The 23,505-nt window shown below is 69.7% G+C and carries 21 protein-coding genes and 1 pseudogene; 10 read left to right on the plus strand and 12 right to left on the minus strand.

Annotated elements, in window-relative coordinates; genetic code table 11:
- The first annotated feature begins 94 nt into the window (after window positions 1-94).
- A complete protein-coding gene (locus ACIPSA_RS41580; RefSeq protein ID WP_402644891.1) occupies window positions 95-1,603 on the plus strand; it encodes a DHA2 family efflux MFS transporter permease subunit in 1,509 nt (502 codons plus the stop codon).
- A gap of 214 nt (window positions 1,604-1,817) precedes the next feature.
- Here ACIPSA_RS41580 and ACIPSA_RS41585 read toward each other — a convergent pair.
- A pseudogene (locus tag ACIPSA_RS41585) lies at window positions 1,818-2,950 on the minus strand (AAA family ATPase); the annotation flags it as partial.
- A 312-nt stretch (window positions 2,951-3,262) separates the two neighbouring features.
- Between ACIPSA_RS41585 and ACIPSA_RS41590 the strand changes: the two are divergent.
- Window positions 3,263-3,838, plus strand: a complete 576-nt coding sequence (locus ACIPSA_RS41590; RefSeq protein WP_402644894.1) for a PadR family transcriptional regulator — start codon at window positions 3,263-3,265, stop codon at window positions 3,836-3,838.
- 7 nt (window positions 3,839-3,845) lie between these two features.
- Here ACIPSA_RS41590 and ACIPSA_RS41595 read toward each other — a convergent pair whose 3' ends face one another.
- Entirely contained in the window at window positions 3,846-4,298 is a 453-nt protein-coding gene (locus ACIPSA_RS41595; protein ID WP_402644896.1) for a DUF2871 domain-containing protein, read from the minus strand.
- A 247-nt stretch (window positions 4,299-4,545) separates the two neighbouring features.
- On the opposite strand from ACIPSA_RS41595, the gene ACIPSA_RS41600 reads away from it, so the two are divergent.
- Window positions 4,546-5,049: a GNAT family N-acetyltransferase gene (locus tag ACIPSA_RS41600; RefSeq protein ID WP_402644899.1), complete on the plus strand. Its 504-nt coding sequence runs from the start codon at window positions 4,546-4,548 to the stop codon at window positions 5,047-5,049.
- Window positions 5,050-5,221: 172 nt separating this feature from the next.
- Window positions 5,222-6,157, plus strand: coding sequence for an NmrA/HSCARG family protein (locus tag ACIPSA_RS41605; protein ID WP_402644902.1), 936 nt, complete (start codon window positions 5,222-5,224; stop codon window positions 6,155-6,157).
- A gap of 3 nt (window positions 6,158-6,160) precedes the next feature.
- Here ACIPSA_RS41605 and ACIPSA_RS41610 read toward each other — a convergent pair whose 3' ends face one another.
- Entirely contained in the window at window positions 6,161-6,982 is an 822-nt protein-coding gene (locus ACIPSA_RS41610; RefSeq protein WP_402644905.1) for an SDR family oxidoreductase, read from the minus strand.
- A 95-nt stretch (window positions 6,983-7,077) separates the two neighbouring features.
- Between ACIPSA_RS41610 and ACIPSA_RS41615 the strand changes: the two genes are divergently transcribed.
- Entirely contained in the window at window positions 7,078-7,674 is a 597-nt protein-coding gene (locus tag ACIPSA_RS41615) for a TetR/AcrR family transcriptional regulator (RefSeq protein WP_402644908.1), read from the plus strand.
- Window positions 7,675-8,532: 858 nt separating this feature from the next.
- Window positions 8,533-9,078: a lamin tail domain-containing protein gene (locus ACIPSA_RS41620; protein ID WP_402644910.1), complete on the plus strand. Its 546-nt coding sequence runs from the start codon at window positions 8,533-8,535 to the stop codon at window positions 9,076-9,078.
- A gap of 118 nt (window positions 9,079-9,196) precedes the next feature.
- On the opposite strand, the gene ACIPSA_RS41625 is transcribed toward ACIPSA_RS41620, so the two are convergent.
- Window positions 9,197-9,817 carry a helix-turn-helix domain-containing protein gene (locus ACIPSA_RS41625; RefSeq protein ID WP_402644913.1) on the minus strand — a complete coding sequence of 207 codons (621 nt, stop codon included), beginning with the start codon at window positions 9,815-9,817 and terminating at the stop codon, window positions 9,197-9,199.
- A 96-nt stretch (window positions 9,818-9,913) separates the two neighbouring features.
- Here ACIPSA_RS41625 and ACIPSA_RS41630 point away from each other — a divergent pair, with 96 nt between their 5' ends.
- Complete coding sequence (locus tag ACIPSA_RS41630; RefSeq protein WP_402644915.1) at window positions 9,914-11,332, plus strand: MFS transporter; 1,419 nt, start codon at window positions 9,914-9,916, stop codon at window positions 11,330-11,332.
- 106 nt (window positions 11,333-11,438) lie between these two features.
- Here ACIPSA_RS41630 and ACIPSA_RS41635 read toward each other — a convergent pair whose 3' ends face one another.
- The 5 genes from ACIPSA_RS41635 to ACIPSA_RS41655 all read right to left on the minus strand — a co-directional run bounded on the left by ACIPSA_RS41635 (window position 11,439) and on the right by ACIPSA_RS41655 (window position 17,172).
- Window positions 11,439-12,122, minus strand: a complete 684-nt coding sequence (locus ACIPSA_RS41635) for an alpha/beta fold hydrolase (protein WP_402644918.1) — start codon at window positions 12,120-12,122, stop codon at window positions 11,439-11,441.
- A 57-nt stretch (window positions 12,123-12,179) separates the two neighbouring features.
- A complete protein-coding gene (locus ACIPSA_RS41640; RefSeq protein ID WP_402644921.1) occupies window positions 12,180-13,556 on the minus strand; it encodes an acyltransferase family protein in 1,377 nt (458 codons plus the stop codon).
- Window positions 13,557-13,665: 109 nt separating this feature from the next.
- Entirely contained in the window at window positions 13,666-15,714 is a 2,049-nt protein-coding gene (locus ACIPSA_RS41645; protein WP_402644924.1) for an NAD(+) synthase, read from the minus strand.
- Between the two features lie 33 nt (window positions 15,715-15,747).
- Complete coding sequence (locus ACIPSA_RS41650; protein WP_402644925.1) at window positions 15,748-16,185, minus strand: Lrp/AsnC family transcriptional regulator; 438 nt, start codon at window positions 16,183-16,185, stop codon at window positions 15,748-15,750.
- 165 nt (window positions 16,186-16,350) lie between these two features.
- The gene (locus ACIPSA_RS41655; RefSeq protein WP_402644928.1) at window positions 16,351-17,172 is read right to left on the minus strand and encodes a trypsin-like serine peptidase; all 822 of its coding nucleotides are present in this window, start codon (window positions 17,170-17,172) and stop codon (window positions 16,351-16,353) included.
- 607 nt (window positions 17,173-17,779) lie between these two features.
- Here ACIPSA_RS41655 and ACIPSA_RS41660 point away from each other — a divergent pair.
- Window positions 17,780-18,457 carry a DUF4232 domain-containing protein gene (locus ACIPSA_RS41660; protein ID WP_402644931.1) on the plus strand — a complete coding sequence of 226 codons (678 nt, stop codon included), beginning with the start codon at window positions 17,780-17,782 and terminating at the stop codon, window positions 18,455-18,457.
- A gap of 238 nt (window positions 18,458-18,695) precedes the next feature.
- Here the strand turns inward: ACIPSA_RS41660 and ACIPSA_RS41665 are convergent, their stop codons facing one another.
- Both ACIPSA_RS41665 and ACIPSA_RS41670 read right to left on the minus strand, forming a co-directional pair.
- Entirely contained in the window at window positions 18,696-19,574 is an 879-nt protein-coding gene (locus ACIPSA_RS41665) for a hypothetical protein (RefSeq protein ID WP_402644934.1), read from the minus strand.
- Window positions 19,575-19,658: 84 nt separating this feature from the next.
- Complete coding sequence (locus tag ACIPSA_RS41670) at window positions 19,659-20,045, minus strand: hypothetical protein (RefSeq protein ID WP_402644935.1); 387 nt, start codon at window positions 20,043-20,045, stop codon at window positions 19,659-19,661.
- Here ACIPSA_RS41670 and ACIPSA_RS41675 point away from each other — a divergent pair.
- Window positions 20,044-21,717 (plus strand): trypsin-like serine peptidase, encoded by a 1,674-nt coding sequence (locus ACIPSA_RS41675; protein WP_402644937.1) that lies wholly within the window; start codon window positions 20,044-20,046, stop codon window positions 21,715-21,717. The two genes, ACIPSA_RS41670 and ACIPSA_RS41675, sit on opposite strands and share 2 nt — an antisense overlap.
- A 109-nt stretch (window positions 21,718-21,826) precedes the next feature.
- Here ACIPSA_RS41675 and ACIPSA_RS41680 read toward each other — a convergent pair whose 3' ends face one another.
- Entirely contained in the window at window positions 21,827-22,579 is a 753-nt protein-coding gene (locus tag ACIPSA_RS41680) for a helix-turn-helix domain-containing protein (RefSeq protein ID WP_402644940.1), read from the minus strand.
- A gap of 232 nt (window positions 22,580-22,811) precedes the next feature.
- Here ACIPSA_RS41680 and ACIPSA_RS41685 point away from each other — a divergent pair, with 232 nt between their 5' ends.
- Window positions 22,812-23,477, plus strand: a complete 666-nt coding sequence (locus ACIPSA_RS41685) for a DUF4097 family beta strand repeat-containing protein (protein ID WP_402644943.1) — start codon at window positions 22,812-22,814, stop codon at window positions 23,475-23,477.
- Window positions 23,478-23,505 lie beyond the last annotated feature (28 nt).

Genomic DNA, 23,505 nt, shown 5'->3' on the forward strand with positions numbered 1-23,505 from the left:
ACTGAGTCACAAACTTGACTGGGTTAAATTATCGCTGCTTTACTGCCCATGACGACAACCGCACAACGACCCGGAACAACAAGGGGGATCAGGCGTGACCGACGCGCACGAGAGGACAACGGCCGCGGCCGGACGGCCGGCGAGCCACCGGTGGTGGGGCCTCGCCGTGATCGCACTCGCCCAGCTGATGGTCATGCTCGACACGACCATCGTGAACATCGCGCTGCCGTGGGCGCAGCGCGCCACCGGCATGTCGGACGCCGACCGCCAGTGGGTGATCACCGGATACACCCTGGCCTTCGGCGGCCTGCTGCTCCTCGGCGGCCGCATCGGTGACCTCCTGGGCCGCCGCCGCGCGTTCACCGTCGCCGTCACCGGCTTCACCGTCGCCTCCGCCATCGGCGGAGCCGCACCGAACGCCGCCGTACTGATCGGATCCCGCGTCGGCCAGGGCCTGTTCGCCGCCCTGCTGATGCCCGCCACGCTCGCCCTGCTGACCACCTCGTTCACCGAACCCCGCGAGCGCGCCAAGGCGTTCGGCATCTTCAGCTCCGTCGCCAGCGCGGGCGGCGCACTCGGCCTGCTCGGCGGCGGTCTGATCACCGAGTGGCTCAACTGGCGCTGGTGCCTGTACGTGAACGTGCCCATCGGCGCCCTCGTCGTGGCCGGCGCGCTGATGCTGCTGCCCAACCCGCCCGCGCAGCGCGGCGTCAAGGTCGACGTGCCCGGCGCGGCACTCTCCGCCGCCGGCATGGTGGCGCTGGTCTACGGCTTCGGCGAGGCGGCCGACCACGGCTGGTCGTCGGCCAGGGTCATCGGCCTGCTGGTCGCGGCCGTCGTCCTGCTCACCGCGTTCGTCGCCCTCCAGGCCAGGGGCCGCAACCCGCTGCTGCCGCTGAGCGTCGTGACCGACCGCAACCGGGCGGGCGCCTTCATCGGCATCGGCCTGACGATGATCGGCCTCTTCGGCCTGATGTTCATCCTCACCTACCAGCTGCAGGGCGTGATGGACTACTCGCCGCTCAAGACGGGCCTCGCGATCCTCCCGGCAACCGTCGCCACCGTCCTCACCACCACCCAGGTCACCTCCCGTCTGATGCCGAAGGTCCCGGTCCGGCTGCTCGTGACCCCCGGCATGCTCATCGCCGCGGCGGGCCTGTTCAACCTCGGCCGGATCACCCCCGACAGCTCCTACGTCACCACGCTGATGCCGACCCAGATCCTGGTCGGCCTCGGACTGGGCCTGGTGATGTCGCCGTGCATCAGCCTCGCCACCTACAAGGTGCCGCCGAGCGAGGTCGGCGTGGTCTCCGCGTTCGTCTCCACCTCGCAGCAGATCGGCGGCTCGGTCGGCACCGCGCTGCTGAACACCATCGCCATGACGGTCTCCGCCACCGCCCTGACCGCCGCGGGCACCGACTCCCACGCCGCCGCCGTGGCCACGGTGCACGGCTACGCGGTCGCCGCCGACTGGGCGGGCGCCATCGTCCTGGCAGGCGCCGTCCTCACCGGCCTGCTGATCAGGGCCGACCTGCGCAAGCCCGCACCGGCGCCCACCACCGCGCCGCAGGCCAAGCAGAGCGAGCCCTCTCCGACGCACTGACACCCAAGGGGCGGCGCCCGGCCCGCACGGCCGGGCAACCACCCCTCCACCGACCGGGCCTGTGCCCGGGCCGTCAACATCCCCCGTCGCGGCCCAGGCACAGGCTCTTCGCACGCCCGCCCGAAGAACACGCCCTCACCGGGGAGTTTCCGGCGGCCCGAAGGACACGCCCTAACCGGCCAGGGCGGCCGGCAACTCCCGGGCATGCACGACGCCCGGCCCGCCGCTCGGCCTGGTCCTGCACCAGCGACACGACCCGGGCCCGCACATGCTCCCGCCCGATCGCGTACGCCGAGGCCTGCGCCCGCACCTCCTCCACCACCCGGGCCAGCTCATCGCTCCCGACCCGCCACCGATAGGACCCGTCCGGCACCACCACCGGCTCCTCGGGAACCCCCACCCGCGCATACAACGCCCGCCGCAGCACCGTCGCCATCCGCGCACTCTGCTTGACGACCGCCGCCGCCTGCGAGTCCCGCCCCTTCACCGGATGCCGGGCCACGACGTCCTCCACCGTCCACTGGGCCATGTCGATCTCCCCCAGCGACGGCAGCACCTCGGCGATGTAGCGCAGGAACGTCCGGTTGGGCCCGATGACGAGCAGACCACTGCGCTTCAACCGCTGCGGATACGTGTACAGCAGATACGCCGCCCGGTGCAGCCCCACCGCGGTCTTCCCGCTCCCCGGCGCTCCCTGCACACACACGGAGTCCCCGAGCTCACCACGGACCAGGTCGTCCTGCTCGGGCTGGATGGTGGCGACGATGTCCCGCATCGGCCGTGCCGGGGCCGCTCGATCTCGGCGGCGACGATCCGGCTCTCGGCATCCGCCTCGCCGACCGCGTCCAGCCTTTCGTCCTCCAGCCCCGTCAGATCGTCCGGCTCCCCCGTGCTGCCCGGCGCCCACCCGAAACGCCGCCGCCGCTCGACACCCAACGGTTCCGCCACGCGGGCCTGATAAAACGTGCGCGACACGGGCGTACGCCAGTCCACGACCAATGGCGGCGCACTCGGATGCTCCGAAACCCGCCGCCGCCCGATGTAATACCGCTGTCGGCGATGATCCCCGGTCTCCGGTTCGTCATCGAAATCCAGCCGCCCGAAGAACAACGGGCTGTCCGGCTCCTCGCGCATGTCCCGCGCCCGGGTCCGCAGATACCGCCCCAGCGCCTCCGCACTGGCCCCGTCCCCCGACACCGTCTCCCCGGCGACCACCTGCTCGTCCGCGTCCTCGACCTGCCGAGCCATCGCCGCTCTGCAGACCGCCACGTACGCCCGCTCCTCCGCGAGCTCGCCTCCCAGCCCGACCTCGCCGGAATCGTACGACTGCTGCACCGATGACGTCATCGACCGAGACCCTTCCTCGAAAATGCCCACCCTATCGATCAGGGCGAATTCGGGATGACGGACCACCGAAATGCTTTGCGGAAGATTTATACCGAAACAATCCCCTTGAAATACCTCTTGAAATATCCCTGGAAAAGCCATGGAGAAGCCATGGAGGAGCCATGGAGGAGCCATGGAGAAGTACTCGATAAGGCCTGGAGGGCGACTCGAAATATGTCTTGAACAGGCTCTGCGGGGGCCTAATCAACTTTTTGAATACACATGAAAGCTGCTAGTTGTCTAAGGGATTAGTCCATGAGGTAGGTTGATCACATGGCGCTGAGAAACGCGGTTCTGGCCGCTCTGCTCGACGGAGAGGCATCCGGGTACGAGCTGTCGAAGGCGTTCGCCTCGTCGGTGGCCAACTTCTGGACGGTGACGCCGCAGCAGCTGTACCGGGAGCTGGAGAAACTCGAGGGCGAGGGCCTCATCGCGGGCCGCGTCGTCGAACAGGTTCGCCGCCCCAACAAGCGGGTCTTCTCCCTGACGCAGACGGGCCGCGAGGCGTTGGCGGCCTTCACCGCACTCCCCCCGCGCCCCGGCGCCGTACGCGACGAACTCCTGGTCAAGGTGCAGGCGGTGGACGTCGGCGACGTGGACGCGGTCCGCGCGGCGATCGGGGAGCGCATGAAGCAGTCGCACCTCAAGCTGGCCGAATACCGCCGGATCCGCGAGAAGCTGCTGGCCGGCCGCGACGAGGCCGAGTACTTGCGCACGGCCAGGCGCATCGGGCCCTACCTCACGCTCCTGCGCGGCCTCTCCTACGAGGAGGAGAACCTGCGGTGGGGGGAGCGGGCGTTGGAGCTCCTGGAGGCGCGGGCCTCGGCGACCGAGCCGGACAAGGGCTGACGGAAGCTCAGACCGAGGTGCTGGCGGGCTCGGGCTCCTCGGACGGCGGCTTCGCCACCGACTCGTTCAGCCGCTTGCCGAGCAGCACGAACAGCAGGATCAGCCCGACGGTGAGCAGGATGTGGCCCAGCCCCGCGGTCAGCGGCACGGCCTGAGGCACATGGTCGCCGAGCACCGTCAGGCACCCGTGCACGCCCATCATGGTCACGGTGACGGCGATGCCCGCGTTGTAGAACCAGAAGAACGCGTTGAACAACCGAGTCCCGGACAGCTGGAACTGCTTGTCCAGGGCCAGGACGATCAGGAAGCCCAGCATGCCCAGGGCCAGCAGATGGGTGTGCATCAGGGCCAGCTGGGTGTCCCCGGTGAAGTCGTTGGCCTTCGTGAATTCCCGGTAGAACAGCCCGGAAACCACTCCCACGATCATGTAGACGTGTGCTGCGTAGTACGACTTCCGCATCGCGGCGCTCGCTCCCTGGCTCGAATGGCATGCCGACCGGCCCCATTCAAACACCCGGTGACGGCCCATCACCCGGCCGTTTTGACCGTGAGAGCCCGCCGACCGACCCGGCCTGTAACGTCTGCGCCGACGACACACTGCACGACGAGGGCAGGAGCGCACGATGGCCGGTATCGGAGACACGCGCCCTGCTCCCAAGTCAGCGCAGGCGCAGGCGCGGACCGAAGACCGAGCACCATGGACGGGAGTGGCGCTGCGCCCGGTCACGGCCGCCGACCTGGACCGTTTTGACGCGGAGTTCGCCGGACCGGAAGGGCCGGGCCCCTACCAGTGGTTCGGCCACACGCCGACCGTACGGCTGCGTCGGCTGCTCGACGAGCGGGGCCTGCTCGGCGGCGACGAGAACATGCTCTCCGTCACCGTCGACGGCGTCCTCGCGGGGCGCGTCGAGTGGTTCCGCAGGGCGTGGGGCCGCGCGGACACCTCGTCCTGTTGGGAGATCGCCATCGGCCTCTTCGCCGCCCACCGCGGCCAGGGCGTCGGCACCCGGGCGCAGCGCCTCCTCGTGGAGTACCTCTTCGAGCACACCCGGGTCGAACGCGTCCAGGTGTGCACCGACGCCGACAACATCGCCGAGCAGCGCGCGGCGGAGAAGGCCGGCTTCGAGCTGGAGGGCCGCATCCGCCGCGCCCAGTGGCGCGCGGGAGCCTGGCACGACCAGCTCATCTACTCGGTCCTGCGGGCCCCCTGAGAACGGCGTCCGGCCGGCCTGCTCGCGTCTCCGCGACCACTATTAACTGCGCGACGCAGTAAGACACTGCTATTCTCCTGCGCGACGCAGTCATTGCGCAGCGCAGTCGCTGCGCGCAGTCTCATCTCATCATCGCTGCGCAACGCAACAAGACTCCCGGAGCCCCAGACCCATGCTCACCATCGCCGTCACCGGCGCCACCGGAGCCCAGGGCGGTGCCACCGCCCGCGCCCTGCTGGCCGCCGGCCACCGCGTCCGCGCGCTCACCCGCACCCCCGCCTCATCCGCCGCCGACACCCTGCGCGCCCTCGGAGCCGAGGTGCGCCACGCCGACTTCGACGACCGCGCGACCCTCGACGCGGCCCTCGCCGGTGCCGACGCCCTGTTCGCGGTGACGACCCCGTTCGGCACCGACACCACCGCCGAGACCCGGCAGGGTAAGGCCCTTGTCGACGCCGCGGCGGCCGCCCGCCTCGGCCACGTCGTGTTCACCTCGGCGGCCCACGCCGACCGCGGCACCGGCATACCGCACTACGAGAGCAAGTACCTGGTCGAGCAGCACCTTCGTACGTCGGGTGTGCCCTGGACGGTGATCGCCCCGGCCGCGTTCATGGACAACTATGCGGCCGGCTGGACCCTCGACGGACTGCGCGCGGGCACCTTCGCCTGGCCGATGCCCGCCGGCCGCCCGCTCACGCTCATCCCCGCCGCCGACATCGGCGCCTTCGCGGCACTGGCCCTCCAGTACCGGGACGACTTCGCCGGTCACCGCATCGACATCGCCTCGGACGAGCTGACCCCGGCCCAGATCGCGGCAACCCTCGCGACAGCGACGGCCCGCCCGATCGGCCACCAGGAAGTACCCCTGTCGTACGTCCGCACCCGCTCCTCGGACCTGGCGGCGATGTTCGAGTACTTCACCACCACCGGCCTGGACGTCGACGTACCCGCCCTCCGCCGCGACCACCCCGAGGTCCCCTGGCACACCTTCGCCGACTGGGCCACCGCCCAGGACTGGCCGACACTCCTGTCCTGCGACGCGCACCCCGGAGAAGGCGCCAGAGAAGGCGACGGTGACGGAGCCACGAAGCCGGGTGCCGCGCACTGAAGGTCAGCGGAACGCCCCGGCGTTCCGCACCGCCCATGCCCCGAACGGAGCCGCCGCGCGCCCCAGCACCCGCTCGACGTCCCCACTGACCTGCCGCTCCTCACCGGTGGGCTCCCCGAGGATGGCGAGCGTGCCCTCCACCACGGGCGCCGGCATGAACCGCGACATCTGGGCGTGCGCCTCCTCGCGGCTCTGCTCGACGAAGGCCACCGGCTCTCCGATCGCCTCCGCGATCGCCGCGGCCCGCTGCCGGGGCGTGGTCGTCCCGGGCCCGGTCAGCACATACGTCGCCCCGTCGTGCCCGTCCTCCCGCAGTACGGCGGCGGCCACCGCGGCGACGTCGTCGGGGTCGACGAAGGGCAGCCCCACCTCGGCGAACGGAGCGGCGGCCGTACGGTGCAGCCGTACCGGCTCCGCCCAGGCAAGGGCGTTGGAGGCCATCCCGCCGGACCGCAGCACCGTGAACCCCAGCCCCGATCCGGCCACCGCGGCCTCGAACCCGGCGGCATGCGCGTACACCCCCGGCCGTGTGCCGACGCCCTGCGAGGACAGCAGCACCACCCTGGCGACCCCGGCAGCGGCCGCCCGATCGAGAATCGCGCCCGGATCCTCCCCGGCGACGAGCAGGAACAGCGCCTTGGCCCCCTCCAGCGCCGGCACCAGACTCTCCGGCTCACCGAGATCGGCGGCGACGGCCCGCACTCCGTCCGGCACATCGTCCTGAGAGATCCGCCGCGCCACGGCGGTCACGGCCTTCCCGGATCCGGCCAGCATCCGGACCAGAGCCCGCCCGACGTTCCCGGTGGCACCCGTAACAACGATCATGACCCCTCCACGTGGTGAGTTGGCTGTAGTGAGTTAGCTGACTAACTAAGTCGCAACGCTAGCGACCGCCGGGGCCGTTGTCTATCCTCAGTCAGGTGACTGACTCAAAAGCGAGCACGACCGTGAAGGTCACCCGAGGCCGGACCGGCAAACGCGAACGCCTGGTGACCGCCGCCGTCCAGGTGTTCCACGAGCAGGGCGTGGAGAAGACCACTCTCGGTGACATCGCCCGCGCCGCCGACGTCCCCCTCGGCAATGTCTACTACTACTTCAAGACCAAGGATCAGCTGGTCGAGGCCGCGGTGGACGCCCACTGCGCCCAACTGCACACGCTCACCGACCGGTTGGACGAACTCCCCGACCCCGCCACCCGCCTGAAGACCCTCGTCGCCGGCTGGGTCGACCAGCGCGACGTCGCCGCCCGCTTCGGCTGCCCCTTCGGCACCCTGGCCACCGAGCTCGACAAGCGCGACGACGGCTTGGACCGGGCCGCGGCCCAGGTCATGCGGGCACTGATCGACTGGGCCAAGTCCCAGTTCACCCAGCTGGGCCGCCCCGACGCACACGACCTGGCGATCGAACTCGTCGCCGCCTACCAGGGCATGTCGGTCCTCACCAACACCCTGCGCGACCCGGACCTGATGGCCACTCAGGGCCGTCGTCTCCAGAACTGGATAGACACGCTCCGCTGAACGCCCGGCGGCCCCCCGAAGAGCGGCGGGTGGCCGGATTCGCGTAGCCGTCGGCCCGGTTGTTGCGCAAAGTAGGGCCGACCAGGCAGGGGCAGGTGGGATTGTCGAAGGGCACTTGCGGCAGCCCTGTGCGTACGGGCCTGCCGTGGGGTCCCGAAACCCCGCGCGCACCCTGCCGGGGGGCACCGTCTGACCTGCGCCGTTGCCACCCACCGATCATTTCGAGCCGACCCGCGGACATCACCCCGACGGCGGCCCTGTCGTACCCCGAAAACGCGAGAACCTCGCTCCCGACGTATCGGGAGCGAGGTTCTGTTCGAGCGCCGGGCAGGCCTTGCACCTGCATTTCCCCGCAGGAAGCGGGGCGTCTTTCCTTGGACCACCAACGCATCGCACACCCCCCGGTCGTCCGGGCGGCGAGCTCAAGATCCACTATACAGCACCCGCGGGCGGTTGATCTGCAAGTCGCATGACCCGACCGCAATCTGCCGAGCCACCGAACAGCCGGCCGCCCCGGGCGCCCGGGGCAACTGTTACTCACTTTCGGGTGAGGGCCCGGTGTCGGCGGGCGGACCGGTGCCGACGCGGCGCCGGCGGAGCCCGGCGCTGTCACGGGACCACGGCCCACCGAGGCAGCAAACCAGACTACTCCCCACGTAAATGAACATTACAGACAAACGTAACGAAAATGTGCGCGGTCTGTAACAGCCCTCGGGTCACCCGCCGGGTGCGCCGCGTGGCCTGGAGGGTGTGGATGCGCGGCCGCCCGGCCGCCACCCGCACCAGGCACCACCACTGGCCTGCGTCTTCGGAGCCGCACGCCCGGGGGTGTGCTCTCACCCTGCAAAGGGGGACCCTGTGTCCGTTTCTGTTCTCGTGACCGCCCGCCGTCTGACCGCTGCCGCCGCCGTGGCGGCCGCGGCCGTAGGAGCGGTGGCGCTGCCGGCGGCGGCAGCCGACCACTCCCCGAGGGGCGCGGCCGACCGAGTGGCCATCAGCCATGTGCAGTACGACTCCCTGGGCCGCGGCGAGCGCTCGAACCGCTCCCTGAACCGGGAATGGGTGGAGATCACCAACAACAGCCGGCGCGACGTCAACCTCGGCGGGTGGACGCTGTCGGACGAGGCCGGCCGCACCTACACCTTCCGCAACTTCTGGCTGGACGGCCGGGCGACGGTGCGCGTCCACACCGGGCTCGGGCAGGACACCCGGACCGACCTGTACCAGGGACGGCGTTACGAAGTGTGGGACGACGCCGCCGACACCGCGACCCTGCGCAACGACCGAGGCCGCTTCATGGACGCCGTCTCCTGGGGCGACCACCACCGCTACGCCGACGACCACCACCGCTACGGCGACGACCACCGCCGCTACGACCACCGCTACGACGGCGACCGCTCCTGACGGATCCTCTCATCGGCCGGCGGCGCGCCACTCCCGGGAAGTGACGCGCCGCCGCCGGCAGGGGCGCGGGCGAGCACGGCAGCCACGCACCCGTGAAGCGCGAGAGGTTCCGGCGACCTCATCCGTTCGGGGCGGTCGGCGGGGCGGGATCGGTTGTGGACGGTCCGGCGCGGACGATGGCTTGGTCTCCTCGTGGACCGAACAGGTGCAGGATCTCCACGGCGCTCGTGTCCGCGGGGCCGAACCAGTGGGGCTCGGTGGTGTCGAACTCGGCCACTTCGCCGGGCCGCAGCGTGAAGTCCTGCGCCCCGAGGATGAGGCGTAGCCGACCGGCGAGGACGTAGAGCCATTCGTAGCCCTCGTGGGTGACCAGTTCCGGCTGACGGGGTGCCAGTACCTGCTTGAAGACCTGCACTCGGCCCGGGTACTGCGTCAGGGGCACGAGGACGCTCCCGCGCTCCTTGTGCAGGGGCCGGAGGTGCACCCGAGGGTCACCGCTGGCCGGCGCCGCCACCAGCTGGTCGAGTGCGACGTGGTGCGCCCGTGCCAGCGGAATGAGCAGGTCCAGAGTCGGGCGCCGCTTGCCCGATTCCACCCGGGACAGTGTGCTGACCGAGATCCCGGTCGTGGCCGCGAGTGCCTCGAGCGTGAGTCCCCGTTCCCGGCGCAGCCTGCGCAGCCGGGGTCCGATGCCATCGAGAATCTGCTCCAGCTCCGCGTCACTGGATCCTGTGTTCATGGATCCAGTTTTGCAGTGTTCGCAAAATTGATGGGCTGCGGCCGCCGTCCGGGCCGAGCCTTGCCGGGCATTGTTCCCGGACATCAGAGGTAGACCGTGACCGCGACGACACACCCTGTTCAACCCGTGCTGAGTGCGCGCAGACGCTGGACGGTACTGGCCGTCTGCTGCCTGAGCATGTTCCTGGTGGGCCTGGACACCACCATCGTCAATGTGGGTCTGCCGGCCATCGGGCGCGGCCTGGATGTCGACACGCGCGGTCTCGAATGGATCGTGGACGCCTACACCCTCGTCCTGGCCAGTCTCCTGATCTCCTCCGGCGCACTGGCGGATCGCTTCGGACGCCGCCGGGTGTTCCAGTGCGGGCTGGCCGTGTTCGGCGCGGCCTCACTGGCCTGCGCGCTCGCCCCGTCGGCGGGCGTACTCATCGCGGCCCGCGCCCTGCAGGGCATCGGCGCCTCGATGCTCAGCCCCGTGGCGCTCGCGATCGTGGTGAACGCGATGCCGGACCCGAAGGAACGGGCGCAGGCGATCGGCATCTGGGCGTCAGTGTTCGGACTGAGCATGGCCGCCGGACCCGTCACGGGCGGCGCGCTGCTCGCAGGGCTCGACTGGCGGGCCCTGTTCTGGATCAACGCACCCGTCATCGCGGCCGCTCTGCTGCTCAGTGCGGTGTTCGTGCCGGAGTCCCGGGCACAGCGGGCCCGGCGGCTCGACCTGCCCGGCCAGGTCCTGCTGACCTTGGTCCTCGCAGCCGTGGTCGGCGTCCTGATCGAAGGGCCGCGCATCGGCTGGACGTCGCCTGCGGCGCTGGCGGGATACGCATGGGCCGCCATGGCGACAGCCGGATTCGTGTGGGTCGAGTCCCGCCGACGTGAGCCGCTGATGGATCCGCGGCTCTTCGGGCGTCCGGTCTTCAGCGGCGCCGTCGTGGGCGCGGTGGCGGTCTTCGTCGCCCTGAACATGACACTGCTGCTGAACACCCTCTACCTGCAGCACACCCGGCAATGGACGCCGCTGGCCGCCGGCGTGGCGACCTTGCCCTTGGCCGTCGGAGCGACCGTCTGCGCCCCCTGGTCCGGCCGCATGGTCGGCCGCACGGGACCGCGGCTGCCGCTGCTCCTTGCCGGCGGTTTCATCACGGCCGGCGGGCTCTGCATGGTCCGGCTCACCCCGCACACGAGCACGCTCCTGCTGCTGGCCGCATACTCGCTCATCGGCATCGGGTTCGGCTTCGCCAACGCCCCGATCACCAACACCGCGGTCAATGGACTGCCACCCGCCCGTGCCGGTGTGGCCGGGGCGATCACCTCCACCGCACGGCAACTCGGCTCCGCCCTCGGCATCGCTCTCGCCGGCGGCCTGGTCACGGCCGCCGGCCCGACGGGGCTCGCACACGCGTCCCGCCCGGGCTGGATCCTGGTCGCCACCTGTGGCGTACTGCTCTTCCTCGTCGCCCACATATCACTGCCGAAGGAGGTCACCACGGGCCCCGCCTCCCCACAAGCGCGGTGAGCCGCGTGACACACCGCAACGCACCGTTGTCCGTTGTCCCGCGTGGTTGAGAAGGTCGTTCTTCACCGACCGCCGGCTGATGGACGATTCCGGATCACGACGCCCCTCAATGTGTCTGCCGGCGTTCCGGGTCAAGGAATCCCCGGGCGATGGCGTTGAAAGCGTGCGGCGCGGTCATGGGCAGGAGATGCCCCGCGTGCGGAACCACGGACAGGCGGGCTCCTGGGATGGCCGCCGCGGTCCGTCGGGCGTCCGGCAGACTGGCGCGATCCCGTTTTCCGCACAGCACAAGCGTGGGAGCGGCGATCTGGGGAAGTACGCGGGAGAGGTCGCTCGTTTGCAGAGCGTCCAGCATGCCGGTCCATCCGGTGCGATCGGGCAGGTCGGAGATCGCGCGGACCAGCCAGCCGGGGCGATGCCGTTCGGTCCGGAGCCGCCGCTGTGACGTCTTGCCCGGTGCGATCTCAGGTCCCCCGGACAGAATCAACCGGGCAACGAGGTCCGGGTTCTCAGCCGCCATCCGCGCGACCACGATCGCCCCGAGAGAATGGCCGCACAGGTGAACGGGCCGTAGCCGACGGGCGATCTCGCTGACGCACTCGACTGCTGCCGTCAAGCTGAATGGGCCCGGCGTGCCGCCGAACCCCGGAAGATCGGGTGCAACGACGCGAAAGGTGTCGGACAACGCTCCCAGCTGACGTCGCCACATCCGACCGCCTTGCCCGGCACCGTGCACCAGGACCAGCGCCGGACGATCAATCTCGCCGGCCTCCAGAACTTGCGTCCTCATGATCACAAGATGGCAGCCTCACGGGCGCCGGACCAGCCCCATCCGGCGGAGTTGGTGTCACTCGCCGGACTGCCCACCGCGAAGCGGCCGACGCCCACTCTGTCGGCGCGTACCCCAACGCATACCCCAACGCATACCCCAACGCATACCCCAACGCATACCCCAACGCATACCCGCCCAGCGTGAACGTCCTGCCGAGAGCATGGACTCCCAGGACCGGTTCCGCTTGAAAGGCAGTTCGAACATCTCGGCGAAGAGCCACGCTCCCAGCACCGAAGCGGGCACAGCCACCGCCAACGTGAACCAGAACGTGGGCAGGCCGGGCGATACGTACTGCGGGGCGATCTTCCGGATCACCACCATGACGACCGGCAGATGAATGAGGTAGAGGCTGTAGGAGAAATCGCCGAGGCTGCGCATGGGCCGCGTGGCAAGGAGCCGCATGAGGAGCACCGGCCTGCCCGTGGCAACCGCGGCTATGAGCATCGTCATCGCGGGCGCGACGACAAGATCCACCCAGAAGTAGTGGTCCACCGTCCAGACCGAACCCTTGACGACGACAAGCGCCAGGGCCGGCAAGGCGGCCAGCCCGGCAAGCCAGTGCCACGGCAGGCGCCGTATCCTCTCGGGCGCGACGATCACTCCCGCTCCCACCAGGCCGGCGACGAACACGGGAGCGAGATTCGGCGTCAGCCAGTTCATGCCCTCGACCGGGGACGCGTTGTCCGCCGCCAAGCCCCGCGCGACGACCAGAAGCGTGACGCCCGCGACCAGGACCATGGCCCCCAGCCGCCGCCGTATCAAAAGGAGTGCCGGAAAGAGGAGATAGAGCCCCGCCTCCACGGCGATCGACCAGAACGCCCCGTTCGGTGTGGGAGCCGTGAACACGTCCTGGAGGACGAGGCCGTACACCAGAACCGTTTTCCCGGTCGGCGGTCCGAAATGCGATGCGGGCACCACGAGCCGGGCGACCATCAGGCTCAACGCGAGCGCCGCCCAGTACGGGGGAAGTATTCGCCAGGCGCGCCGACGCAGGAAACGGCCGACACCGCCCACTTCCCAGCCATGACGCGCCGGAGAGATCGCCAAGGAGAAACCGGACAGCACCAGGAAGAAGACGACCGCGAGACGCCCGTACATCAGCCAGCCCAGCCAGGAGGGACCCGAGTTGCGGGGAAATCCCGGAAAGGTCAGCAGCCAGCAGTGAAAAAGGACCACGTACAGCGCGGCCAGGCCCCGGAGCCCATCGAGGCCCAGCAGATGGCTGCGGCTGTCCGCGCTGCCTGCCCCGCCCGCCCGCTGCGCCGGAACGGCCAGGTCGAGATCGCCGCTGAGACGCTTCGAATCCAATGAGATGGCTCGGCCCTTTCTCCCGGCGCCACGCCCGGCGCCACCCGCAGTGACTGATACGTCGCGCGTCGCCAGGAGGTTCAAGGCCACGAGGGTTCAAAGGCGCCGAGAGAAGCCGGGAGAAGCCCGGAGCAGCCCGGAGGATCCGGAATGAACCGGTAGAAACCCGAAGAAACCGCGCTCCGACCCGCCGCTACTCTCCGCCGGGCAGCACGTCCTCCCAGCGGGACAGGTCCCTCAGCCAGGCCTCCGCCGTACTGTCGGACGGCGCACGCCAGTCGCCGCGAGGCGAAAGGGAACCACCGGCCAGGACCTTCGGTCCGTTCGGCATCGCGGAGCGCTTGAACTGCGCGAACCCGAAGAAGCGGCGGCAGAAGTACTCCAGCCAGTGCCAGATCTCCGGCAGGTCGTACGCCGTCCGCTCCTTCTCGGGGAACCCGGGCGGCCACGCGCCGGCGTCCCGGTCGTGCCAGGCGTGCCAGGCCAGAAAGCCGATCTTCGACGGCCGCATGCCGTGCCGCAGCACGTGGAAGAGGGTGAAGTCGTGCAGTGCGTACGGCCCGATCTTGGACTCGGTGGACTGGAGCTCTTCTCCCGGCACGAGCTCCGGGCTGATCTCCGTGTCGAGGATCGCGGCCAGCGTGTCGTTGGTCTCCTGGTCGAACTGACCGCTGCTGATGACCCATCGGATCAGATGCTGGATGAGCGTCTTCGGCACGCCGGAGTTGACGTTGTAGTGGCTCATCTGGTCGCCGACGCCGTACGTGCACCACCCGAGCGCCAGCTCGGACAGGTCACCGGTGCCGAGCACGATGCCCCCGCGCTGGTTGGCCAGCCGGAACAGGTAGTCGGTACGCAGCCCGGCCTGCACGTTCTCGAAGGTCACGTCGTACACCGGCTCACCGGACGAGAACGGGTGCCCCATCTCCTGGAGCATGAGCCGGGCGGTCGGCGTGATGTCCAGTTCGGCCGCGGTGACCCCGAGCGAACGCATCAGCTTGTGGGCGTTGCCCTTGGTGTGCTCGCCGGTGGCGAAACCGGGCAGCGTGAAGGCCAGGATGTCGCTGCGCGGGCGACCCGCACGGTCCATGGCCCGGGCGGCGACGATCAGCGCGTGCGTGGAATCCAGCCCCCCCGACACCCCGATGACGACCTTCGGCCCGCCGATCGCCGCCAGCCGCTGCTGCAGACCCGCGACCTGGATGTTGTAGGCCTCGTAACAGTCCTGGGCGAGACGGGCGGGATCGGCCGGCACGAACGGGAACCGCTCGACCCGGCGGCGCAGCCCCAGGTCGGTCTTGGGCGCATCGAGCCGGAACGCCACTTCCCTGAACCCGCCGGTACGAGCGGCATGGGTACGGCGGTTGTCGTCGAAGGTTCCCTGCCGCGCTCGGTCCTGCCGCAACAGATCCAGGTCGATGTCGGCCACCGCGTACTGATCGCCCTGCGGGAACCGCTCGGTCTCGGCGAGCAGCTGACCGTTCTCGTAGATCATGGTCTGGCCGTCCCAGGACAGGTCGGTGGTCGACTCGCCCAGTCCGGCCGCCGCGTAGACGTACGCGGCGAGGTAGCGCGCGGACGCCGAGCGGCACAGCAGCCGCCGGTCCTCGGCCCGCCCGACCGTGATCGGGCTGCCCGAGAGGTTGACGAGAACCGTCGCCCCGGCCAGCGCGGCCTCCGCGCTCGGCGGCACCGGCACCCACATGTCCTCGCAGATCTCCGCGTGCAGCACCAGGCCCGGGACGTCCTCGGCCGTGAACAGCAGGTCCGTACCGAACGGCACGGACGCACCGCCCACCCGGATCGTCCCGCCGCGCTCGTCGTCACCCGCGGCGATCTGCCGGCGCTCGTAGAACTCGCGGTAGTTCGGCACGTACGACTTGGGCGCCACGCCGAGGACCCGCCCCCGGTGCACGATCACCGCACAGTTGTAGATCCGGTTCCGATGGCGCAGCGGGGCCCCGACGACGAGCACCGTCAGCAGATCCGCCGACCCGGCCACCACGTCCTGGAGCGCCGCCTCGACCTCGTCGAGCAACGCGTCCTGCAGCAGCAGGTCCTCGATCGAATACCCGGACAGGCACAGCTCGGGAAATACGGCGACGGCGACCCCTTCCTGCGCACACTGCCGCCCCTGTCGCAGCACCGCCTCGGCGTTCCTGCACGGCTCGGCGATGGCGGCATGCCCGGTGCACGCGGCGACCCGCGCGAAGCCGTGCTCGTAGATCGACCAGAAGTTCACGATGCGAAGTTCCTCTTCCTTGCGCCCAGCAGCTCAGTCGGCACGGACCGGCCTTTCGAAGAAGGTCTCCAGCACGACCGTCGCCTGAGTCCCGCTCACGCCCTCGATCGCGTAGAGCCGCCGCAGGACGTCCTGCAACTGCTCCGTGGTGGCCGCGCGCACCTTCACGAGGACGGCGGCACTACCCGCGATGACATGGGCTTCCTGAATCTCGGGGATGGCGGCGAAGGCGTCGGTCGCGTCGCCCATCCAGGCCGACGAGTCGACCATGACGAACGCGAGCACGCCCCGCCCCAGCGCGGCCGGGTCCACATCCACGGTCGTACGACGGATGACACCGCGCTCACGCAGCTTGCGCACGCGATCATGCACAGCGCCGGCGGACAGCCCGACCGCCTGGCCGAGCACCGCGTAGGCCTGAGTGGCGTCACGCTGAAGCTCGACGATCAGCGCCCGGTCGATGTCGTCCACGATCCCCTTGCCAGTCCCTGTCCCCACACCTTCACCATATCTGATTCGGTCACATAGCGATCATCTCGAATCACGTTCGACCGAAGTCGGAAGAGGGGGTGGCCACGTCCAGTTCGCCCACGAGCCGCCAAGCCACGAATACGGCCTGGGCCGGCCCGGCCTGGCTCAGTGCGGCGTGCCGGGCCGGGCGGGCTCGGCGCCGCTCACGGCCGCGTTGTACAGACGCCGGATGTCGGAGCCGAAGTAGGGGCTGTAGGAGATGTCGGCGGTGGGCCCGCCCGTCTTCCAGCCGCCTATGTTCCCGACGACGTCCCCCGTCCCGGTGCGGGAGTCGAAGTTCGCCAGGAACGGGCCGCCGCTGGTACCCGACCGGTAGTCGGCGCAGACGATCCGGAGGTACGACCCGGGCGTGCCGTCCGTCGGCGTGAACCGCTTCGTGGAGCTGGTGCAGGTCAGCGGCTGCCGGTCCGAGTTCGGGTAACCGACCAGCTTGACGCGCGGAAACACGTAACCGCGCCCGGTGACAAGGGTGTTGCCGCCCACGACGTCCTGCACCTGCTTGCCGTCGCCGCGCGCCCCGACCTGTGCGAACGCCACGTCCCACGGGGCACCCTTCACATGCCCGCGGTCGTAGTAGCGCTGATCGATCCAGACCCGGCTGCGCCCCCGGGAGTCGGTGGCGACGGGGAAGATCCCGTGCGGTCGCGGGTTGGCCGCGGTCCACTGGGGCACGAACGCCATCGAGCCGCCCCCGGCCCTGGCGTCCAGGCAATGGCCGGCGGTCAGCACGATGTTGTGGTGCGGGCTGTTGATCACACTCGCGGTGCAGAAGTAGGAGCCGCTGCCGCGCTGCATGTACATCCGCCCGATCATCGCCAGCCCGCTGAAGTGCGAGCTCGTCGGGCCGACACCGGTCAGCGCGCTGTGCGACGAGGACGTCGCCGCCGCCGACGGTCTGCCGTCCGGAAGCGGCTTCGCATCGGCCATGCGCCGGTCGGTCCAGAACTGTCTCGCTGCCACGGCCGTCCAGCGCGGCGCCGCCGGACCGGAGGACGACGTGCCCGGTGTCGCGGACGTGGACACCCGAGGAGTCTCCGTGGCACTGGCCGTTTCCACCACGCCCGTTGTCGCGACCAGGCCGGCGATCGCTCCGACGGCGGCCACGAGAAGAGCACCGCGCCTGCCTGCGCGGTGCTCGGACGATGTGAGCAACTTGGTCTGCCTCTTCACTCGGTGTGTTCCCCTCGACAGGCGACCGGTCGACGGACGACCGGACAGGACGACCCGACGATATGGGGCAGACGATCGATGATCGAATGATTTGCCGAACGAAGGCGAGCCCGCAGATCGTCAGGCCGTTGACAGCGCGCGGGCGCACCCGCGGGCGGCATCCCGAGCCGCACTCCACCCCATCCGGACTGTGTGTGTCTGTCAGATGACGCCCGGCACACCCCGGTTGTCCAAGTTACCGGTGAGTTGTTTCACAGGCGGGTAGCCGATCGTCAACGGAACCGCAGGTGGGGCGCCCGGCGTGAACTACTCACGTCGAAGACCACCGGCACTGCGCCGGACTGACCCAGGGGGACAACCACTCATGCGTATGCGTACGGCCACCTTCGCGACGGCCGCTGTGTTCGTCGCCGGCCTCGGCCTTACGGCCTGCAACTCGGGGAACGACGACGCCAAGACCGGCGAAACCTCCAGCCCGGTCACCACGGCGTCGCCGGCATCGAAGGCCTCCGCCACCGCCGGCACGTCCACGGGCAAGACCGGCGGAAGCCAGGCCTCCGCGACCGCGACCGGCTCCGGGTCCGGCTCCGGCGGCGGCGCCGTCAGCGCGTGCACCACGAAGACGACCACCGTCCGGTTCATCGCCTCGGCCACACACGCCAGCGAGTCGGAGCCCGCGGCCGCCACCGTCAAGGTCACCAACACCTCGGGCCGCACCTGCACCATCGTGGGCGCGACCACCTTGACCGCCAAGGACGACCAGGGCAAGGCCGACCCCGTCGAGACCGACAACTCGGCTGCCGGCACCGACGCCGTCGACCTCGGCCCCGGCGCCTCGGCCACCGCCGAGGTCCTCTACACGGATCTCAACTTCGACGGCAGCCAGTCCGCCCGAGAGGTCTGCGCAGTGCAGGCTTCCAGCGTTCGGATCGCGCTCCCGAAGGACGTCGCACGCACCGTCAAGGTCACCAAGGCAAGCGGCTCGGCCGGCGTCTTCAACGTCTGCACCAAGGACGTGAAGTTCGGCTCCTTCCACTCCTAGAGCCCCCGGCTGCCAGGGCCGACAGGAAAGGGCGACCGCCCACGCAAAGAACCCCGCCCCTGAACAGTCAGGGACGGGGTTCTGATCCGAGCGCCGGGCAGGCCTTGCACCTGCATTTCCCCGCAGGAAGCGGGGCGTCTTTCCTTGGACCACCAACGCATCACGCCCCACCCGAACTCGGGTGCCACGCTCAAGATCGACTCTACCGCACCCCGAACCCCTGGCACAAACGAGCGACCTAGGTGGACTTCGGTCGGCGGGACCGGGCCCGCAGGAGAAGCGCCGCACCCACTGCTGAGGCGAGGAGTACGCCGCCCGCGCTCCAGGCCACCAGCGCGGTGCGGGATGCCCCGGAGGAGTGCGCCGCCTGTGTGGAGCAGGCGCCCGCTCGTGCGGCGGGGGCGATCCGCAGCCGGGCCCACACCCTGTCAGGGCCCTTCTGGCCGACGTCATGCCGGTCGACGACGTAGAGCCCGGGCACGGCATCGCACTTGAGGGTGGTGGTGGCGGTCAGGACGGCTTTGGCGCCGCGCAGGACGGGCCGGTCGGTGAACGCACGGGAAGAGAGGGTGATGTACCCGTCCGATCCCTCGTCGTCGTTGTCGGTGATCGTGATGCGGCTGCCGGCCTTGAAGGTCCGCACGTCCCAGGGCGACTGGGGCCACGTGTCGTCGGCCGCCCAGCGTTCTTCCCGGTCCGGTGGGGGCATCTTCTTCACCTTGTCGCGACAGGCGCTGCGCGCGGCCTCGTCGGCCGGTTCGACACGCACCTGTGCCCAGTGGAACGGATGACCGGCCGGCCCCTCGGCGCCGGCGCCGTTCAGCAGGACCGGATAGGTGCCGGTGCGGGCGTCGCAGGCGATGGTGACGGTGGCCGTCAGCAGCGGTGCCATCATGCGCAGCTTCCCGGCCGCAAGGAACACGGATGAGCTGACGGTGTCGCCGTACGCGGCCTGTCCGTCCTTGGCGATGGCCGTCAGGGTGTCGCCGGGATGCACCGACCGGACGCTGCGCAGGGGCAGTGTCGGCGACGACGAGGCAGCCGAGGCCGGCCCGGCCGCCAGCAGGGGCAGCAGAAGCGGGAGCGCCGCCCAGGTGGCTGTACGGAGTCGGTGCATCGCCTCGCCTGTCTGATATTTGACGCTATGTCAAGAATTACTCGATAGTATGCTACCGATCTTCATGTCGAACTGCCGTGCGACTCAGGGAAGTTCGGTGTCGCCTGTCGTTCGACCTCCTCCAAGATGGAAAGACCCCTCATTGCGTTCCAGATACAGATGGATTCCGGCCCTCGCGCTCGGCCTGTGCACGGGCGTACTCGGCACCGCCCCGGCGTCTGCCGCGACCGGCACGCCACTGCCGCCGGCTTCCGCCACGCACACGGCCTCCACCGCAAAGGCCCAGGGGCCGACGAGGTCGCCGGCCCCCTCGGCGTCGTCGACGGTCGCGGGGGCCGTCGACCCGACCGCCTCGCCCTCCCCGTCGGCGCCGTCCACGAGCACGGAGCCCGCCGAGCCGACCACGCCTCCCACCCCCTCGAACGGCCCGAGCCTCACCGAGGAGGAGAAGTACTGGACGGCTGACCGCATGGACGACGCGGTCCCGTTCGACGCCGCCCCGGCTCGCGCCTCAGCGCACGGCGTGCATGGCGTGCACGGCGCGGCCGCCGCGCACCGGCCACCACCGTCCGGCACGCCCGACCCCGAGCACTTCGACGGCCACCCGATGGTGGGGACGTTCTTCTTCGACGGCACTCCGCTGGGCGGCCCGAAGACGTACTGCACGGGCAGCGTCGTGCACACGGCCGCCAAGGACATCGTCCTGACCGCCGGACACTGCGGACGCGGCATGGAGAGCGCCACCCACCGCATCTTCGTGCCGCAGTACCGCAGCGGTAAGTCCGCCGCCGACCAGCCGCACGGCGTCTTCCCGGTGTCTCAGGTGTACATGGACCCGCGCTACAAGAAGAACACCAAGGCGGCCGCCTCCGACCTCGACCTGGCTTTCGCGTGGGTCGGCTCCAACAGCCGGGGCAAGGTGGAGGACGTGACGGGAGCGCTGACGTTCACGCCCACCACCGACTACACCCACAAGGTCACCGTCATCGGGTATCCCGGCGCCGACAGCGTCAACCCCAAGCACGAACCGGTTCGCTGCCCGGTCACCACATCGCGGCTGCCGGGCTTCCGGCAGATGCGTATGACCTGCAAGGGCTTCTACGGTGGCGTCTCCGGCGGCCCGTGGATCGAGGACTACGACCGCACCACCGGCACCGGCAAGGTCATCGGCAACACGGGCGGATACAACGGCGGCGGCAACGACGCCAACGACGACTGGGTGACGTACGCGCCGGTCTACGGCCAGGACGCCCAGGACCTCTTCGACGACGCCGCCGCCCATCGGCAGCCAGGTGACAAGCCGCCCTACCAGCCGGCGACGGACAGTCCCTGGCTGCCTGGTTCGGCAACCACCTGGCAGCACGCCAAGCTGCTGGCCTCGGGCGACTTCCGCCACACCGGCCACAGCGACATGATCGTGGTCTGGTCCGACGGCGAGGTCACGCTCTACCCCGGCAACGGACGCGGCGGCTACGACACCGAACAGCAGCTGCTGGCCGCCAACAGCACATGGACCCACGCGGCGACCGTCACCGCCGGCGACTTCACCGGCTCCAACCAGTTCGACCTGCTCGTGCGCTGGTCCGACGGCGAGGTCACCCTCTACGGCGACGTCGGCTCCAAGGGCCTGAACTGGGCAGGCACCCAGATGATCAAACCCAACGACACCTGGAAGAACGCGATCCAGATCGCGGCGGGCCGCTTCAACGCCTCCCAGTACGTCACCGACCTGATCGTGCGCTGGGCCGACGGCGAGCTGACCCTCTACACCGATGTCAGCGCCGGCACCTTCGGCCAGGAGCACAAGCTCAAGGCTCCCAACGACACATGGAAGGACGCCACACTCCTCACCACCGGCGAGTTCTCCGGCAATGAGAAGTGGGACCTCATGGTGCGCTGGACCGACGGCGAGCTCGACAACTACGTCGGCACCACTACGTCGGGCCTCGGCACCGAGCAGCGCATCCTGAACGCCAACGAGCTCTGGACCCACGACACGGCCATGACGACAGGCGACTACACCGGAAACGGCCGTACCGACGACGTCCTCATCCGCTGGTCCGACGGTGAGACCACCATGTACACCGATACGCTCGCCAACCGCCTGGGAACCGAGCACATGCTCGTCGCCCCGACCTCCTGAACCCGCCGAACCCACCGAACCCACACGGCCGGCCACGGAACACCCCGTGCGCCGGCCGTTCCCGGCCGGAGGAGCCGTCGAAGGCTGTGACCGTCGAGACGGCTGTCCATCAGCGATCCGAAAGCGGCTCTGCAGTGCCGCCTGAGGGCGTTTCGGGTTTCGTGTAGAGGATGTCGCGGGCCTGCTCCGCGGCGCGGGTCATGCTCTCGGCCACGAAGTCGACGAAGCGGGCGATGTTCTCGAGGCGGGTGGCGGCCGGGGTGTCGGGGCCGAGGAGGCTGACGCCCTGTCGTGCGGTCACGGCGAGTTGGGCGTTGGATCGGGCGGCGGCCATCATCCCCTGGTAGAAGACGTCGTTGTCGACGAGGTAGCGCTCGCGGCGGCGTTCGTCGCGTTCCCGGCGGATGAGGCCCTGGCTTTCGAGCAATGTGATCGCTTTGGAGATGGACGCCGGGCTGACCTGGAGACGCTGGGCGAGTTCGGACGCGGTGAGGCTGCCCGCGTCGGTGGTGTAGAGGCAGACCAGCACCCGGGACATCATCTTGGGCAGGCCCTGTTGCATGAGGAGGGTGGTGAACGTCTCCTCGTACTCGCGTACGGCCTCGGCGTCGCGTCCGTGGGCCTGCGGGGGCGCCTCCGGCCCCCGGGGCGTGGTCTGCCTGCGGCGGTGGGTGCGGTGTTCGGTGGCGCGGTGGGCCAGGTCGGCGCGGTAGGCGGTGGGGCCGCCGTTGCGCATGACCTCGCGCGTGATGGTCGAGGTCGGGCGGTCGAGGCGTCTGGCGATCTCCGCGTAGGCGAGGCCGTCGGCCAGTCCCAGCGCGATCTGCTGGCGTTCCTGCTGGGTGAGTCTGCCTCCCGGCATCGCGGTCTCCCTCGTGTTCCTTCCTGGTTCCTGGCGTCCCCAGCATAGCGTTCACTCACAATCCATTGCAACGAACGAAGTGGGATCCGTTGCATTAGATTCAAGACCGTTGCAACGATTTGTAGGCTTCTACCTGCAACAATGACATTCATGCGCAACGAATCTGTTGCCGAATCCATGAACGCAACGTAGCTTTTCCATCATCGGAAACAACAAGCCGAAGGAGAGCACGATGCAGAAGTTCGACACCCCCGCCCCGGTCTTCGCCGTCCTCGACATCCCCGCCGGACGCATCCAGTTCATCGCCGCCGACCGGGCCGACACCACGGTCGAGGTCCGGCCCGCGAACGCCTCGAAGAGCCGCGACGTGAAGGCGGCGGAGGAGATCGAGGTCGCCTACCGCGACGGCGTCCTGCGGATCGAGGCCCCGGCGGCGAAGAACCGGATCCTCGGAAACTCCGGATCCGTCGAGGTGACCGTCCAACTGCCCGCCGGCTCCCGCGTCGAGGCCAGGACCGCCAGCGCAGAACTCCGCGGCGTCGGACGCCTCGGCGACGTCGCCTTCGAAGGCGCGTACCGCCGGATCAAGATCGACGAGGCCGCGAGCGTCCGCCTCACCGCGATCGACGGCGATGTCGAGGTCGGCCGGCTGGGCGGGCCCGCGGAGATCAGCACCGCGAGGGGCGACATCCGGATCGCCGAGGCCGTACGCGGCACGGTCGTGCTCCGCACCCAGGCCGGCAGCATCTCGGTCGTCGCCGCCGCCGGCGTCTCGGCCGTCCTGGACGCCGACACCGGCTACGGCCGCATCAGCAACGCCCTCAAGAACGACGGCACCACCGAACTCGACGTCCGCGCCACCACCTCCCACGGCGACATCACCGCCCGCAGCCTGTAAATCCGCAGCCAGTAATAGGGGGCACCTC

This window comes from Streptomyces sp. NPDC086549 (assembly GCF_044746205.1).
In the GTDB taxonomy this organism is placed as follows: Bacteria; Actinomycetota; Actinomycetes; order Streptomycetales; family Streptomycetaceae; genus Streptomyces.

What these genes read in the sequence shown, in the direction of transcription:
- ACIPSA_RS41655 (WP_402644928.1), bottom strand. Translation starts at nt 17,172, where the DNA reads ATGGCCGATGCGAAGCCGCTTCCGGACGGCAGACCGTCGGCGGCGGCG.
- ACIPSA_RS41595 (WP_402644896.1), bottom strand. Translation starts at nt 4,298, where the DNA reads ATGCGGAAGTCGTACTACGCAGCACACGTCTACATGATCGTGGGAGTG.
- ACIPSA_RS41625 (WP_402644913.1), bottom strand. Translation starts at nt 9,817, where the DNA reads ATGAACACAGGATCCAGTGACGCGGAGCTGGAGCAGATTCTCGATGGC.
- ACIPSA_RS41610 (WP_402644905.1), bottom strand. Translation starts at nt 6,982, where the DNA reads ATGATCGTTGTTACGGGTGCCACCGGGAACGTCGGGCGGGCTCTGGTC.
- ACIPSA_RS41670 (WP_402644935.1), bottom strand. Translation starts at nt 20,045, where the DNA reads ATGCGGTCAGCCGTCCAGTACTTCTCCTCCTCGGTGAGGCTCGGGCCG.
- ACIPSA_RS41685 (WP_402644943.1), top strand. Translation starts at nt 22,812, where the DNA reads ATGCAGAAGTTCGACACCCCCGCCCCGGTCTTCGCCGTCCTCGACATC.
- ACIPSA_RS41635 (WP_402644918.1), bottom strand. Translation starts at nt 12,122, where the DNA reads ATGAGGACGCAAGTTCTGGAGGCCGGCGAGATTGATCGTCCGGCGCTG.
- ACIPSA_RS41665 (WP_402644934.1), bottom strand. Translation starts at nt 19,574, where the DNA reads ATGCACCGACTCCGTACAGCCACCTGGGCGGCGCTCCCGCTTCTGCTG.
- ACIPSA_RS41675 (WP_402644937.1), top strand. Translation starts at nt 20,044, where the DNA reads ATGGACGACGCGGTCCCGTTCGACGCCGCCCCGGCTCGCGCCTCAGCG.
- ACIPSA_RS41680 (WP_402644940.1), bottom strand. Translation starts at nt 22,579, where the DNA reads ATGCCGGGAGGCAGACTCACCCAGCAGGAACGCCAGCAGATCGCGCTG.
- ACIPSA_RS41605 (WP_402644902.1), top strand. Translation starts at nt 5,222, where the DNA reads ATGCTCACCATCGCCGTCACCGGCGCCACCGGAGCCCAGGGCGGTGCC.
- ACIPSA_RS41660 (WP_402644931.1), top strand. Translation starts at nt 17,780, where the DNA reads ATGCGTATGCGTACGGCCACCTTCGCGACGGCCGCTGTGTTCGTCGCC.
- ACIPSA_RS41590 (WP_402644894.1), top strand. Translation starts at nt 3,263, where the DNA reads ATGGCGCTGAGAAACGCGGTTCTGGCCGCTCTGCTCGACGGAGAGGCA.